Annotated in this window: 14 protein-coding genes and 1 pseudogene; 8 read left to right on the forward strand and 7 right to left on the reverse strand. The window is 51.1% G+C overall.

Annotated elements, in window-relative coordinates; translation table 11 throughout:
• Window positions 1-138: 138 nt before the first annotated feature.
• Window positions 139-2,739: a bifunctional aconitate hydratase 2/2-methylisocitrate dehydratase gene (acnB, locus tag AB4Z35_RS07640; protein WP_442096609.1), complete on the reverse strand. Its 2,601-nt coding sequence runs from the start codon at window positions 2,737-2,739 to the stop codon at window positions 139-141.
• Window positions 2,740-3,196: 457 nt separating this feature from the next.
• Here acnB and AB4Z35_RS07645 point away from each other — a divergent pair, with 457 nt between their 5' ends.
• Window positions 3,197-3,667, forward strand: a complete 471-nt coding sequence (locus AB4Z35_RS07645; RefSeq protein WP_204928837.1) for a DUF1289 domain-containing protein — start codon at window positions 3,197-3,199, stop codon at window positions 3,665-3,667.
• Window positions 3,668-3,779: 112 nt separating this feature from the next.
• Here the strand turns inward: AB4Z35_RS07645 and AB4Z35_RS07650 are convergent, their stop codons facing one another.
• Window positions 3,780-4,643 (reverse strand): universal stress protein, encoded by an 864-nt coding sequence (locus AB4Z35_RS07650; protein ID WP_442096528.1) that lies wholly within the window; start codon window positions 4,641-4,643, stop codon window positions 3,780-3,782.
• 162 nt (window positions 4,644-4,805) lie between these two features.
• On the opposite strand from AB4Z35_RS07650, the pseudogene miaE (AB4Z35_RS07655) reads away from it, so the two are divergent.
• From miaE (AB4Z35_RS07655) to AB4Z35_RS07680, 6 genes and pseudogenes are all read left to right on the forward strand, one after another.
• Window positions 4,806-4,961 (forward strand): annotated as a pseudogene (gene miaE, locus AB4Z35_RS07655) (tRNA isopentenyl-2-thiomethyl-A-37 hydroxylase MiaE); the annotation flags it as partial.
• Window positions 4,957-5,115, forward strand: a complete 159-nt coding sequence (gene miaE, locus AB4Z35_RS07660) for a tRNA isopentenyl-2-thiomethyl-A-37 hydroxylase MiaE (RefSeq protein ID WP_442096529.1) — start codon at window positions 4,957-4,959, stop codon at window positions 5,113-5,115. The pseudogene miaE (AB4Z35_RS07655) and the gene miaE (AB4Z35_RS07660), both read left to right, overlap by 5 nt.
• The gene (locus AB4Z35_RS07665) at window positions 5,105-5,710 is read left to right on the forward strand and encodes a tRNA-(ms[2]io[6]A)-hydroxylase (RefSeq protein ID WP_442096610.1); all 606 of its coding nucleotides are present in this window, start codon (window positions 5,105-5,107) and stop codon (window positions 5,708-5,710) included. Before miaE (AB4Z35_RS07660) ends, AB4Z35_RS07665 begins: the two co-directional genes overlap by 11 nt.
• Window positions 5,711-6,032: 322 nt before the next feature.
• Window positions 6,033-6,644 (forward strand): hypothetical protein, encoded by a 612-nt coding sequence (locus AB4Z35_RS07670; protein WP_442096530.1) that lies wholly within the window; start codon window positions 6,033-6,035, stop codon window positions 6,642-6,644.
• Between the two features lie 20 nt (window positions 6,645-6,664).
• On the forward strand, window positions 6,665-7,222 hold the full coding sequence (locus AB4Z35_RS07675) for a hypothetical protein (RefSeq protein WP_442096531.1): 558 nt from the start codon (window positions 6,665-6,667) through the stop codon (window positions 7,220-7,222).
• 21 nt (window positions 7,223-7,243) lie between these two features.
• Window positions 7,244-7,939, forward strand: a complete 696-nt coding sequence (locus AB4Z35_RS07680; RefSeq protein WP_442096532.1) for a hypothetical protein — start codon at window positions 7,244-7,246, stop codon at window positions 7,937-7,939.
• Between the two features lie 56 nt (window positions 7,940-7,995).
• On the opposite strand, the gene AB4Z35_RS07685 is transcribed toward AB4Z35_RS07680, so the two are convergent.
• The 3 genes from AB4Z35_RS07685 to AB4Z35_RS07695 all read right to left on the reverse strand — a co-directional run bounded on the left by AB4Z35_RS07685 (window position 7,996) and on the right by AB4Z35_RS07695 (window position 9,291).
• A complete protein-coding gene (locus AB4Z35_RS07685; protein WP_442096533.1) occupies window positions 7,996-8,544 on the reverse strand; it encodes a recombinase family protein in 549 nt (182 codons plus the stop codon).
• 132 nt (window positions 8,545-8,676) lie between these two features.
• On the reverse strand, window positions 8,677-8,895 hold the full coding sequence (locus AB4Z35_RS07690) for a hypothetical protein (RefSeq protein ID WP_442096534.1): 219 nt from the start codon (window positions 8,893-8,895) through the stop codon (window positions 8,677-8,679).
• A 159-nt stretch (window positions 8,896-9,054) separates the two neighbouring features.
• Window positions 9,055-9,291, reverse strand: a complete 237-nt coding sequence (locus tag AB4Z35_RS07695; protein ID WP_442096535.1) for a helix-turn-helix domain-containing protein — start codon at window positions 9,289-9,291, stop codon at window positions 9,055-9,057.
• A 136-nt stretch (window positions 9,292-9,427) separates the two neighbouring features.
• Here AB4Z35_RS07695 and AB4Z35_RS07700 point away from each other — a divergent pair, with 136 nt between their 5' ends.
• Entirely contained in the window at window positions 9,428-10,477 is a 1,050-nt protein-coding gene (locus AB4Z35_RS07700) for a tetratricopeptide repeat protein (RefSeq protein WP_442096536.1), read from the forward strand.
• A 291-nt stretch (window positions 10,478-10,768) separates the two neighbouring features.
• Here the strand turns inward: AB4Z35_RS07700 and AB4Z35_RS07705 are convergent, their stop codons facing one another.
• A complete protein-coding gene (locus AB4Z35_RS07705; RefSeq protein WP_442096537.1) occupies window positions 10,769-11,497 on the reverse strand; it encodes a YagK/YfjJ domain-containing protein in 729 nt (242 codons plus the stop codon).
• 469 nt (window positions 11,498-11,966) lie between these two features.
• Complete coding sequence (locus AB4Z35_RS07710) at window positions 11,967-13,571, reverse strand: recombinase family protein (protein WP_442096538.1); 1,605 nt, start codon at window positions 13,569-13,571, stop codon at window positions 11,967-11,969.
• Window positions 13,572-13,759: the final 188 nt, after the last annotated feature.

Genomic DNA, 13,759 nt, shown 5'->3' on the forward strand with positions numbered 1-13,759 from the left:
TCAGTCGGTATTTGTATGGACTGACACTCCCTCTTCGCGAGCAAGCCCGCTCCCACAGGATTTTTGGTGTTTGAACTGGATGCATAAAAAAACGCCGCTCATCTCACGATGGGCGGCGTTCTTCATTGCTTTGCAGCGTTAGGCTTGAACGACCGGGATGTTGGCGTTCGCAGCAGCTTCACGGAACTCGGCGATCTGGTCGAAGGACAGGTAGCGGTAGACATCGGCCGCCATGCTGTCGATCTTGCCAGCGTATTCCATGTACTCCTCGACGGTCGGCAGGCGACCCAGGATGGAAGCCACGGACGCAAGCTCAGCCGAAGCCAGGTAGACGTTCGCGCCGTCACCCAGACGGTTCGGGAAGTTACGGGTCGAAGTCGACACGACAGTCGAGTTCGGCTCTACACGTGCCTGGTTACCCATGCACAGCGAGCAACCTGGCATTTCCATGCGAGCGCCGGCCTTGCCGTAGATGCCGTAGTAGCCTTCTTCGGTCAGCTGGTGAGCGTCCATCTTGGTCGGCGGCGACAGCCACAGACGGGTTGGCAGCTGACCCTTGACCTGTTCCAGCAGTTTACCGGCAGCGCGGAAGTGACCGATGTTGGTCATGCACGAACCGATGAACACTTCGTCGATCTTCTCGCCAGCAACGCTGGAGAGCAGGCGAGCGTCGTCCGGATCGTTCGGCGCGCAGAGCACAGGCTCCTTGATGTCGGCCAGGTCGATCTCGATGACTTCGGCGTATTCAGCGTCTTTGTCCGCTTCCAGCAGCTCAGGGTTGGCCAGCCAGGCTTCCATCGCTTGAGCGCGACGTTCCAGAGTACGTGCATCGCCATAGCCTTCGCCGATCATCCAGCGCAGCAGGGTGATGTTGGACTGCAGGTATTCAGCGATCGACTCTTTGGACAGCTGGATGGTGCAACCGGCAGCCGAACGTTCAGCCGAGGCGTCAGACAGTTCGAACGCTTGTTCTACGGTCAGCTTAGGCAGACCTTCGATCTCCAGGATGCGGCCGGAGAAGGCGTTCTTCTTGCCTTTCTTCTCTACGGTCAGCAGGCCAGCCTGGATCGCGTAGTAAGGAATGGCATGAACCAGGTCACGCAGGGTGACGCCTGGCTGCAGTTCGCCTTTGAAGCGAACCAGGATCGACTCAGGCATGTCCAGCGGCATGACGCCAGTGGCTGCGGCGAACGCAACCAGACCGGAACCGGCCGGGAACGAGATGCCGATCGGGAAACGGGTGTGGGAGTCACCACCGGTACCTACGGTGTCCGGCAGCAGCATGCGGTTCAGCCACGAGTGGATGATGCCGTCGCCCGGACGCAGGGAAACGCCGCCGCGGGTCATGATGAAGTCAGGCAGGGTGTGGTGGGTGGTCACGTCGATCGGCTTTGGATAAGCCGCGGTGTGRCAGAASGACTGCATCACCAGATCGGTCGAGAAGCCCAGGCACGCCAGGTCTTTCAGTTCGTCACGGGTCATTGGACCGGTGGTGTCCTGGGAACCCACGGTGGTCATCTTCGGTTCGCAGTAGGTGCCCGGACGAACGCCGGTCACGCCGCAAGCCTTGCCGACCATTTTCTGCGCCAGGGTGAAACCCTTGGTGCTTTCAGCCGGTGCTTCAGGCTTCTTGAACAGGGTCGAAGGTGGCAGACCCAGCTCGGTGCGAGCCTTCTCGGTCAGGCCACGGCCGATGATCAGCGGAATACGGCCGCCAGCACGAACTTCGTCCAGCAGGACCGGGGTCTTCATTTCGAAGGTGGTCAGGACTTCGTCGGTGCCGTGCTTGCAGACTTTGCCAGCATGCGGGTACAGGTCGATCACGTCGCCCATGTGCATGTTGGAAACGTCGAATTCGATTGGCAGTGCGCCGGCATCTTCCATGGTGTTGTAGAAGATCGGAGCGATCTTGCTGCCGAAGCAGAAACCGCCGGCACGCTTGTTCGGTACATAAGGAACGTCGTCGCCGAAGAACCACAGTACGGAGTTGGTGGCCGATTTACGCGAAGAACCGGTACCGACCACGTCGCCGACGTAGGCGATCGGGAAGCCGGCGTTGCGCATTTCTTCGATCTGCTTCATCGGACCGGTGACGCCTTGTGCGTCCGGCACGATGCCGTCGCGAGCCATTTTCAGCATGGCCAGGGCGTGCAGCGGGATGTCCGGACGGGACCAGGCATCAGGCGCAGGGGACAGGTCGTCGGTGTTGGTTTCGCCGGTGACCTTGAACACGCGCAGGCTGATCTTGTCGGCCAGGGTCGGGCGCTTCACGAACCACTCGCCGTCAGCCCAGGAYTGCAGCACGCCTTKGGCGTGAACGTTRCCGTTCTTGGCTTTTTCGGCGACGTCGTGGAAGGCGTCGAACATCAGCAGGGTGTGCTTGAGTTCTTCGGCAGCTACTGGTGCCAGTTCGGCGTCGTCCAGCAGGTTGACCAGCGTCACGATGTTGTAGCCGCCCTGCATGGTGCCGAGCAGTTCAACAGCGCGCTTCTTGTCGATCAGAGGGGATTTGGCTTCGCCTTTGGCGATGGCAGACAGGAAGCCGGCCTTCACATAGGCAGCTTCGTCCACGCCTGGCGGAACGCGATTGGTGATCAGGTCAACGAGGAATGCTTCTTCGCCAGCCGGGGGATTTTTCAGCAGCTCGACCAGGCCTGCAGTTTGTTCGGCGTTTAGCGGCTGGGGAACGATACCCAGTGCTGCGCGCTCTTCGATATGTTTGCGGTAGGCTTCAAGCACAGTTATTACCCTCATCAGTGGTCCCAAATGGGTGTCCGGGACGCTCATCCCGAAATTGCCGTACTCATGCGCTGCATGGCGTTGTGAGCCACTTGGCCAGAATTACCGACAATTCCTTACAGAAGCTGCTTTCAAAGTTTTACGCCTGCAGAACGGGAGCTGATGAGGGTTGGCGTTGGGCTTTTCCCCGCTGGAAAAACCCCTCGCCAACACCGCTCTGAAGGAACGACTGTGCTCGTGACGCTTTGAAAACAGCTTCTAACGGACATTGGCGCCTAAAAAGGCAGGCTGATTCTACGGCAAAAAAAAATTAAAGGTAAGTCAGGTTTTATTGGACTTTGGTGGTGGCAGTCAGCAAACCCCGATTCACTCCGGGCCCTTAACTTTGAGAGGTGATCAATGGCGGACAAAGGGCTAACATGCCGGCCTGTTCTGCTTTTTCGCGTTTTGCCTACCTATGCCCAATCAGACCATCAAGACACCCTGCGTCGGCCTCTGCTCCACTGTTTACGGTGACCTGGTGTGCCGTGGCTGCAAGCGTTTCCACCACGAAGTGATCCACTGGAACGGTTACAACGAGGAAGAAAAGCGCGCGGTATGGCTGCGTCTTGAGCAGTTACTGTCGCAGGTGATGGCCGCCAAGGTGGAAATTTTCGATCCGGCACTGCTGAGAATGCAGCTGGAGCAACGCAAGATCCGCTTCGTGCCCCATCAGTCGGAATATTGCTGGGCCTACCAGTTGATCGCGCGGGGCGCGCGGGTGATCAACAACCTGGAAGCCTACGGGATGGTGTTGCTGCCGGAGTTTCGCGACTGGAACCTGCCGGAATTGCGCGATGCCATTGATCGGGAATTTTTTCTCCTCTCCGAGGCCCATTACCAGCGCTATATAGCGCCGGGGTTTCTCAAGGACGCGTTTGAAGGCTGAGTTTTAAAAGCTTCGCGAGCAAGCCCGCTCCCACAGGGGGATTTGCGTCGTTCACAAATCCTCTGTGGGAGCGAGCCTGCTCGCGATGGCGTCCGGCCAAACACCACAAGTCTCAATGCTTGTCGGCAATCTCCTCCAGATGATCCTCGATCTCCTGCGGTTTGAGCACCAGCACATCGCTCTCGACCGAATCGAGCACCACTTCCGCGGTATTGCCGATCAACGCCCCTGACAACCCGCTACGGGCCACGGTACCGATCACCGTCACTGCCGCCTGCAGTTTGTGCGCCATGAACGGAATCAGCACGTCCGCCGGGCCTTCCTCGATGTGCAGGTGCTCATCGTCGATGTCGAATTCCGCCTGGAATGACTTGCATTGCTCGCGGTAGCGCGCCTGGATGGTTTCGCTGAGTTGAAACGTCGGATCGGCCGACGACAGCATCGGCGACGGGTGGGCGCTGATCACGTGCAAACGGGCTTTGGCCAGGGTGGCGATGTCATAGCCATGATCAATGATGGTTTCGTGCAGGTGGCGGTGTTCGAGGTCGCTGTTGCCGACGTCGATAGCTGCCAGGATCACTTTGTCTCTCCATGAACCGGCGGTTTTCACCAGCAGTACCGGGGAAGGGCACTCGCGCAGCAATTTCCAGTCCTCGGGTGTCAGCAGGGCCTTTTTCAGTGCGCTGTCGGGAAAGTGTTGCTTGATCACCAGGCCACAACCTTCCGCCTGCTGCACATCGACGATGGTTTCGTGAAGGCTATGATTCCAGGCCTGCTCGGTGGTGACGGTGTAGCCGTCCGCAAGTAACGCGGCCTTGAGCACACCCAACATGCCACTGTGATCATGCTTGGGGTCGCACACCAGCAGATGCAACTGCGCCTGGGTCACGCCGGCAATCAGTTTGGCCCGTTTCAGCGCCAGGCTTTCGGAGTGTTCGGGGTCGATGACCACCAGAATGCTGCGTACGGCTTGCATGAGCGGGATCTCCTGAAAATAAAAAAGCACGGCGTTGCACAACTATAGTTGCTGACTGCGATTCGGGGGCTTGATGCATATCAACGGTTGGCGACTGGTGGTCTGCGGGCAGGCCGGTATAATCGGCGCCCTTCGTTTTGAACCTATTTGTCCGTGAGCCCCATGATCCTTCCCGAAATTCACGAGTTCCTTGGCTGCCGCACCCCCGACGGCTGGATCCAGGCTGCGCTGGCCGATCAGGAAACTCTGCTGATCGACCACAAGAACTGCGAGAAGAAGTCGGCAATGCAACTACGAATTGTGAGAATTTTCCATGCTGCCTGAAGTCCATGAATTCCTAGGGTGCCGGACCCCCGATGCATGGGTTGAAGCGGCTTTGAGTCAGCAAGACGTGATGCTGATTGACCACAAGAACTGTGAGAAGAAGTCGGCAATGCAACTACGAATTGTGAGACATGTCCATGCTGCCTGAGATCCACGATTTTCTGGGTTGCCGTACCCCCGATGCTTGGGTTGAAGCGGCCCTAAGCCAGCAGGACATCATGCTTTTGGATCACAAGAATTGTGAATTCAAAGCCGCGAGCACAGCTATGAGCATGATTGCCAAATACGGGGCATACCCTGATCTGGTCATGATGATGTCTCGGCTTGCACGAGAAGAACTGGTGCACCATGAACAAGTCTTGCGGCTGATGAGAAAGCGAAAGGTAGAATGGTATCCTCTGTCGGCGGCACGCTACGCATCGGGATTACGTGTGACAGTGCGCACTCATGAACCTGTGAAACTGGTTGATACATTGGTGGTGGGAGCATTCATCGAAGCACGTAGTTGTGAACGTTTCGAAGCGTTGGTGCCGCATTTGGACAGTGAGCTAGGTGGCTTCTACTCGGGCTTGCTGAAAAGCGAAGCACGGCACTTCCAAGGCTATCTAAAGCTTGCGTACCAGTATGGGGATGTTGCGGACGTGAACCGTGTAATCGAAAAGGTGAGGGCGGTTGAGGCAGGTTTGATTGATAGCCCAGATAGCGAATTTAGATTCCACAGCGGCATCCCAGTACTGACGTGACGTAGTTTGGAACCGAAAACTTTTGGGGCTAAAAAAAATATGGACGTTTTTTTTTGATCGGACCATGCCAATAAAGTGGTCCCATTTTGCCCCTTTAGCCCTTTCTGAGGCTATGTAGTCAGTCCCCCGGTGTCACCCCTTCGCGTAGCCCCGTCCAAGCTGGTTCGTCAACATGGAGCGATTTAACCCGTAGTGTTGATCGGTTCTCGTTTTAACCTCTTGGTCTTGGCCTCACGCATTTCAACAAGTCTATTCTCACATCACATCACATCACATCACATCACGCCAACCATCCAGAAAACCTGATTTCGGGAACCGTACCATGCCCCAAAAGGACGACGCTGCTGCCCATTACGACCTCACTCAAAAGACTATTTTTGATTTGTATGGGGTTCTTTTGGGGCAGGTAGTACAAAAGGAAGAGTATGTGGCCACCCGCTTCCGACAAGAAGCAGAAATTGCATTTCTGGAAGGTAGCGGAACCGAATTGCTTGAAGCGGCAAGTCAAACCCTCGTTCGTCAAAAAGCAAAGCTTGCGGCTACTGATCGCGGTGTGAAAGTCTGTGATCTATCAATCAACATTGTCGCCGGTACTATCCTTCAGATTGCTAAGCAGGCCATTGCGATCCGGCATGGATCGGAGCGCATGGACTGCACCACAGAAGGTAGATTGATTTCCGGTTCGTGTGTGCGGGATTTAATTTGGCTCGGCCGCAATCAGGCAATGCATTTCGAAGATACGAAGCCGGGCAGTTCTTGGGTCAAACTATTTAACACTTTGAATGGGCACAACGCGCCTATGTTTTCGCTTGCACCCCCTTTTGAGTCTCGAGCCATGGCCATACTCGACTTACTTGGATGGCTTCGGTACGAGCAATACACGTCGGATATGCGCGATTTGGGCATCCACACTGACCCTGACGCAAACATCTAGGAATTAGAGAGGATGCTCAGATGGAAGCTGTTGCCGTTTTCGCCAGACAAATACTCAGTCGCTCAAGCGACCACAAACGAGCCATGCAGGTCCTAGCGACAGCCAATATTCCAAGCCAGATGATGGCCATTCTGCGACAGGAATTGGACTCAATGGTTCGTGTCATCTACTTACTGAGTCAAGAGCCCGCAAGGCGAACAATCTTGATTGAGGCCTCCGTGAATGGGCAGCAATGGATGCAGTCCAGCGGTCGCGGTCGTGTAACAGATCGCGAGATGGTCGAGTTGGCTCAGCAACTCCAAGGTTGGGCGCGCTCTGTATACACATTTGGGTGTGCCTTCATTCACCTGTCCAATTTGCACGATTACAACGACCGAGATCCGATGCCGCAACTTCCTGCCGAAGAGCGCGAAGCCATTCTCAACCACTGTAGGCACTATCACGGCGGCCCGGTAGGCTCGGCATTTATAGACTTGCTGCCCTACTTACCGAGGGTTCTGGAAAAGGTTTCGGGCAACCTTGCGTACTACCTAGAGCAGTTGCACGATGGGGGTTTTCATAGACCCGATGAGATATAAGAAAACGACAAGGACAGTCTTATGTTGCGAGTAGTTGTATTTTTGGCTGTGGCCCTTTGGCCGGTTGCCTATGTGTATGCCGAAAGTGTTTCCCCGTGGGAATCAGGCCAAGATCTTGAAGAGTTCTACACCGACTATTGCTTGGCACCAAACCTTGAAAAGCACTTCTTCCCATCGCTTGATCCGCGACAGTTGGCAGGGCTCACTCGGCTGATCTCAGAAGTCTTGTGGGCTGACTTATCGGAGGACTTGGTGGGCCGCGAAGGTGCATCAACAAAGGTTGTTGAACGACTGCGGGCTTTGGGTCGTCCCATAGCACCGGCATTCACGTCCATGCTTCAGCAGGCTGCCAAAGAGCCCATGCGCAGCAAGTATGTGTATGCGTACAACACCCATGTGGACCAGCGCGGCTACGCCGTTGATGCCTTCGAGAAATTGGGTAAGAGCGATGCCCAGCTAGGGGCGGCAATGGTGACCGTGCTTGAGTGCCGGATCATTCGCAATGTGAAGACCATGGACCCATTTGTGGCCAGCCGGGTCGACCAGGTGAAAGCCATAAAACTCCCAAAAGTCTCAACCAGCTCGGCTAAAGCCAGTTCCGAGGGCGGCTACTCCGAACCTGATTGCAGCTGCGGCGGGGGGAATTTTTGTTATGGGCCTCGTGGCGGGCATTACTGCATTACATCGGGCGGAAATAGGGCCTATGTGAAGCATTGACAGATATCCCAGAAAGCACAAAGCCCGCCGGGGCGGGCCATTAAGAAGCCTTGCATCTAGGCTTTCATAGCCCTTTGAACGGTGCTCAGACTCACATCCAAAGCCTTCGCCACCTTGCGGAACGATGCACCTTCAGTTTGCATTGCAGACCGTATAGCAGCGTCATCTACAGTCTTTGCACGACCTTTGTACTTGCCCGCTTCTTTAGCCTTAGCTATGCCTTCCCGCTGACGTTCTTTGATCATTGCACGTTCAAACTGGGCAACGCTACCTAACAATGACAGCATCAACTCCTGCATGGGGTTGGCTTCCCCGGTGAACAGCAATTGTTCCTTGTGGAAGTGGATGCCGATCTTTCTAGTGTTCAAATCCTTCACCAGCTTTAGCAGGTCTTCCAATGACCGGGCCAGCCTGTCGATTGAATGGACGTGAACGGTGTCGCCTTCGCGGACGAACTTCAACATTTCTTGTAGCTGTGGCCGATCTGTAGTCGCACCCGACACCTTGTCTTCAAAAACGCGATCCAGTGTCACACCGTCCAACTGGCGGGCTGTGTTCTGATCAACCGATGAAACCCTGACATAACCTACATTTGCCATTTTCATTACCTTTGTATTCATTAGCTTCTAGATGTTTGGAGTTTGGCTGTGTTCATAATTAAAATCAACCCTATTGAATGCGATTTTAAGGAGCAATCCGTATTCACTCATTTGTAGTCATAGGGTGTACCCAATTGACTATGAAGAGCTTGTGCCAGCCAACGATGCAATCCCGGCATTGATGGCGTCCACGTTGAGGTCGAGAGTTTCCAGTGCGGTGACGATATTCTCGTGGGTATCCACGGAGCCTCTCGCCTTGATCCACAGGGCTACTTCTTCAAGTCCAGCAGCGATAGCGTCCTGATTGATCAGCAGTAGTTCAAGCACATCGGCAATGGTGGCGTTATTGTCTGCCATGGGGGAGTCGTCCTTGATGAGTTGAATCGGAAATCCTAGTTCAGTTCGGGACAGGATGGTCTGGATTGCTCGTTTCTGCTGGCCGAAAGGCCCGAGTGCAATGGAATTTGGCGTGAGCTCACACTAAGTGAGTTGTTTTTCTGTCTATGTCTGCACGTTTCAATAAATTTCGGTATTTACTAGTTCTTCAGTGGCTGTAACTAGTTCACTAGGTCGGCACCCTAGCGCGGCCGATAGCTTGAAAATCGTTGTAATTGTGGGTTGGTAGATGCCGCGTTCTAAAAAGCTGATGTAATTTCTCTGAAGCTCCGCTTGATGTGCCAGTTCCTCTTGGGTTAGTCCCATGTCTTTACGTTTGTTTTTCAATGCTTTCCCAAATGCAGCTTCGATTTCCACGATGTTCCCCAGGCAAAGGGAAACTTTCAGGCACTGGGTCCGAAAGGTCCTCATAGCATGCTATGAATTTTTGTCGGGTGGTGGCACTATGGAGTCAAACCGTCGCGTCTGACGATCTGCACCCAAAGGAGTAGTGATGAAACTTAGCTTTATCTCGATTTTACTTGTTTCGGCGGGTCTTATGTGTGTCACAGCCAACGCATTAGCCGGCGACAAAGAAGACATTATCAAAATAAAGTCTGACTGCGATACGTTACCAAGCCCAGATATCCCAGGGTTTGCAAGGGATGCGTATACTTCTGCGCTATATGCGTATGGGACCTTTAGCATTCTCAAGGCAAATAGCTTTAGCCCTGAGGAATTGCGTGAATACGACCCCAATCTAATTGCGATAATGCAAGAAATACACAAGCCGGCTCGATATAGCTTTATAAGAGATGATTTAGAATCAAAATCCAAAGACGCCATTTCCAATCTGATTGATATTGTCGGATCAGAAAAGAACCTTGATGAGAGCTACTTCAAACGGGCGCTGGTTTGTTTTGCAATGAACGCTTACTCTGAAAAAGGTTCGCTCGAAAATCAACACGTGATGTTTGCCTATCAACAGGAAATTGCTCAGGCCGATTATTACGCTGATCCTGCTGTTAAAGCCGCAGAACAAGCTAGGACCCAGCGTGTTGAAGCTGCTGATAAAGTTGTCGATCAACGGCCGAAGGAAGCTGAACAAGTTCGGGCCCAGCGGGCTAAGACAGTTGAACAAAGTCGTATTCAAAAGACTCTGGACGATACGAATAGAACCGCAAACTCCAAAAATAACTCAACAACGATTCAGAAAATTGCAGAGCCCAGCGACCCAAATGCCCAGTACTTGCTCGGAATGAGATATGACATGGGCGAAGGAGGTGTGCATAATCCTCAGGAGGCGATGATCTGGTTCCGAAAGTCAGCTGAACAAGGTAATGGTCGTGCCCAGTACTGGCTTGCGTCTCACTATCTGACGGGTGACGGGGTTCCAAAAGACAACAGCCAAGCATACGTTTGGTTTTCCGTTTCTGCTGCCAATGGATATTATCCAGCGACAAGTGCTCGGGATCTTTATGGTCGCAATCTGTCTGAATCTCAAAGGGCAGCAGGTCAAAAATTAGCAAAGCAGTATTTGGAGAAATACCAGCCACGACATTGAACAGTTAACTCGTGTATCAACGTATTAGACTGTTGTGAGGTTGTGATCATGAAGAAAAATTTTATGACGTTTTTGTTGTTATCGCTGGGACTAAAACTCATCAGGAACCGGGCGCCTTGTTCTGGGTGCTTGGTGCGGTTGTCCTGCCAGTGTTGCTTTGTACGGCCCGCAAATGGCAATTGAGGGGGGGTGGATTCAAGTTCTGGATGGCCAATAAGCCTGTTTTTATCTCCGTTTTGAAATGGTCGTTCGCGTCGGTGATTGTGACTGTTACGTCGCTTCTGATACTTACTAAAGCTGGGGCGATATAACCATATCTGGTGAAGCGGTAGGTATAAAGAACAGTTCTAGCAACTCCGGGTGGCAATCGGTAATTACTTGCTGATCTGCCACCTTTTTAGGTTTTAGCCTGGAATTTGAGTACCGTTTATGCGGTTCACCTGTTCCGAAATCTTTGCTTCTAACTTTACAAAGATAACTCAGATGGTAAAAAGCGGTGCTAAGTTGTTCGTGATTAAACCTATTGACTACGTGATGTCCGGACGGCCTCACAGAGCCGCCTGAGAGGTCTTTCCAGCGGCTATAAATCAATTTCCATATCTGGGTCGGGGTATTGTCGTAAAACGTCCCTATGGGGACTGTAGAGCTTACGCCAATATAACAATGATAGTGGGCATTGTTGGATTCGCCGATTTCTCTAGTCCAACCCTGTATGACATTCTTTTGGCGGCTCCAATTCGCACTTGCAAGGTCTTGCTTGACCTGTTTGAAAAAATTGGAGACAACTAGGTTGGCTGATGAAGCAGGCAAAATATCCACAACAGGCAGATGAAGATCGAACCGTAACAGTTGTACCCTTGAATGGTGTGTCAGCAACGCATTAATCTGACCAAGCATAGGTTTGAGCATGATTGTATACACACCAAGATTCTTAAATTTCCCTGTATTGATTTTTAGTCCTTGGTAGGTTGGGCTGTAGGTTACATTCTTTTTGGCTTTCTGATTCTTTGTCTTTTTCAATTTATCTTATCCGTATTGATGATTGCCTTTCTTGCTTCTATAGGCTCTATTGGATATTACTAGATAGCAATCGCCCATACGCGGGCAAAGCGCAGTTAGCATGGGCTTGAATAGATTTTAGTGCCGAAGAAACAAGGTTGGGGGTTAAACTAATATTACCACTGTTTTAGGGTGTCCTAAACAGGTTCGCCTAATGCTAATTTGATGTAATTAAAAATTATATTTGGGGAAATATATCACGGTGATTAGCACCTATGGACCGCATGCAAGGTTCGTGAAAAGGCTCGTTTTGCGCAGAGGTTTGAGTTCCATCGTTACCTATCTATCTTGCAATCTTCTGTATAAATATACAGTAAATAGGTCGTAGGATAATATTGGTTCAGTTACAAACACTGGCCTAGGCAGGACGATAATCCCTCATTTTGGGTTTGCGTGGTTATATGCGAAGGCAAGGGCGCGGAAGCACTGATCAGCTTTCAAGTGAGTCGAGAAAGTCATACATTTCACTGTGATCTGGAGATAATGGCATTTCTTTATAAGTTACAGTTCCTTCTCTTTGTGCTTGCAGCATTTTTTTGAAGGCCGTGAGTCGTTCTTTGGTAAAGATACCTTCTCTGTTTGCAATGTTATAAATGTTATCGTTTACGCGAAGACAGTACGCTTGGATTTTTCTATCGTAGTTTATGTATGTGGATTTACTCAGGTCGTTACCAATAGTGTTTGCTAGTATGTTACGATTGGCATAACATTTGATTTGATAGCCCACAGATTGAAGCAGCGCGTTTAAACGCATTGGATCATCCTCGATCAATTCATATTGATAGTCCCACGCATCTTCATAGCTGCTTGTATTGACTGTATCATTTTCAGTCAAATAAAGTTTTTCGTTTTCCAGTTTTGCTCTTTCGGAAAGGAGTAGTTTTATTTGAGTGTCAATCTCTGGTACKGGTCCATACTGTTCTAGGGAGTCCATCAAGTTTGTAATTTTTTTTGCAGTGTCATTTAACCGGCCTTCGAGAATTATGCTTTGTTTCTTGGTTTTTGAAAGTTCGATGTTCTGTAAGGCGTTCTCCATTGCGAGTGTCGCAGTGTCATGGCAAATATGCAATAATACTGGTACAGGAAAAGATGTACCGTTTTCGCATCGATCAATACCATGTATTGCTCGTGCCGAGCAGTGCATGCTATTGGGGCTCGACTTGTTGACCTTCACTTGAAAAGACGAGCCGCAGTTTCCGCATTTCACAAGCCCGGACAAAAAGTGTTTGGTTGGCGATGAAGCTGGTACGTAAGCTTCTTCAAAGCACCTTTGGACTTGATAAAACAGTTCTTGGCTGACAATTGGTGGATAGATTAAGTGTTCGCGCCAAAAGCCGATGGCGGTTTTGTTTGTTAGCCATTTCCTGACGCTGGCTGGATGGCTTTTTTCAAACGCTGAATGCATTGCTTTCAATCTTTTGAGGATTCTACGTTCCCCAAGGCCTGACAGCGCATCTTCAAAAGCTGTTTTCATTGCGGCTGCGATATCATCCTTTAACGTTCCATCGGTGTTTAGCCAAATGGGCGTTCTTCTTTTTGGGATTAGTCCTTTTCTGGCCATTTGTTCACGAATTGTATAGCTTTTTTTGATCCGACCTCCAAGATCTTTGCTATATGTGAAGGCTTGTTGTACTTTCCCTAGAAGCAACCAGATTTGACCTGCGGTAATGATTGGGCCATAAACTGTTTCATCTTGCAGTGTTACGATCCGTACGCCAGCCTCGATAATTTGATTTATTAGTGAGAACATTTTTAGTTCTGGCAGGCGCCCAATTCGGTCAATTGCTTCAACCAAAATAACGTCGCCTTCGCCAATCTCTTTAAGCTCAATAGCTTCTTGGAGTTTTCCAAATCCATGCTTCAAATGATCACCTTTAGATGCAGAACGTCCTAGATCTTCAAATGTCTTTGGATAGATTTTATACTCGGGGTTTTCACCAATCCACTTGGCTATCATTTCTTGCTGCCGTTCTAGGCTTGTGCCTGAACCTTGTTTTGCGCTGGAGAAACGCGCGTAGCCGACTGCATAGGGCATATATGCTCTAAGTCCTAGGTAAAAATATTTTTGGGCAAACTCATGCGAAGCGCTTGGGTACGTCGAGCGCAGTAGATTCATTTCGTTTGGATGTAAAATTTATACCACGGTTTTTCGTGTATCTAAACAGAATCGATATTTTTTTTAGTTGCCAATTTGATGTAATTGGTTTTCATAGTGTTATTGCT

Source organism: Pseudomonas sp. KB_15, from assembly GCF_052114525.1.
In the GTDB taxonomy this organism is placed as follows: domain Bacteria; phylum Pseudomonadota; class Gammaproteobacteria; order Pseudomonadales; family Pseudomonadaceae; genus Aquipseudomonas.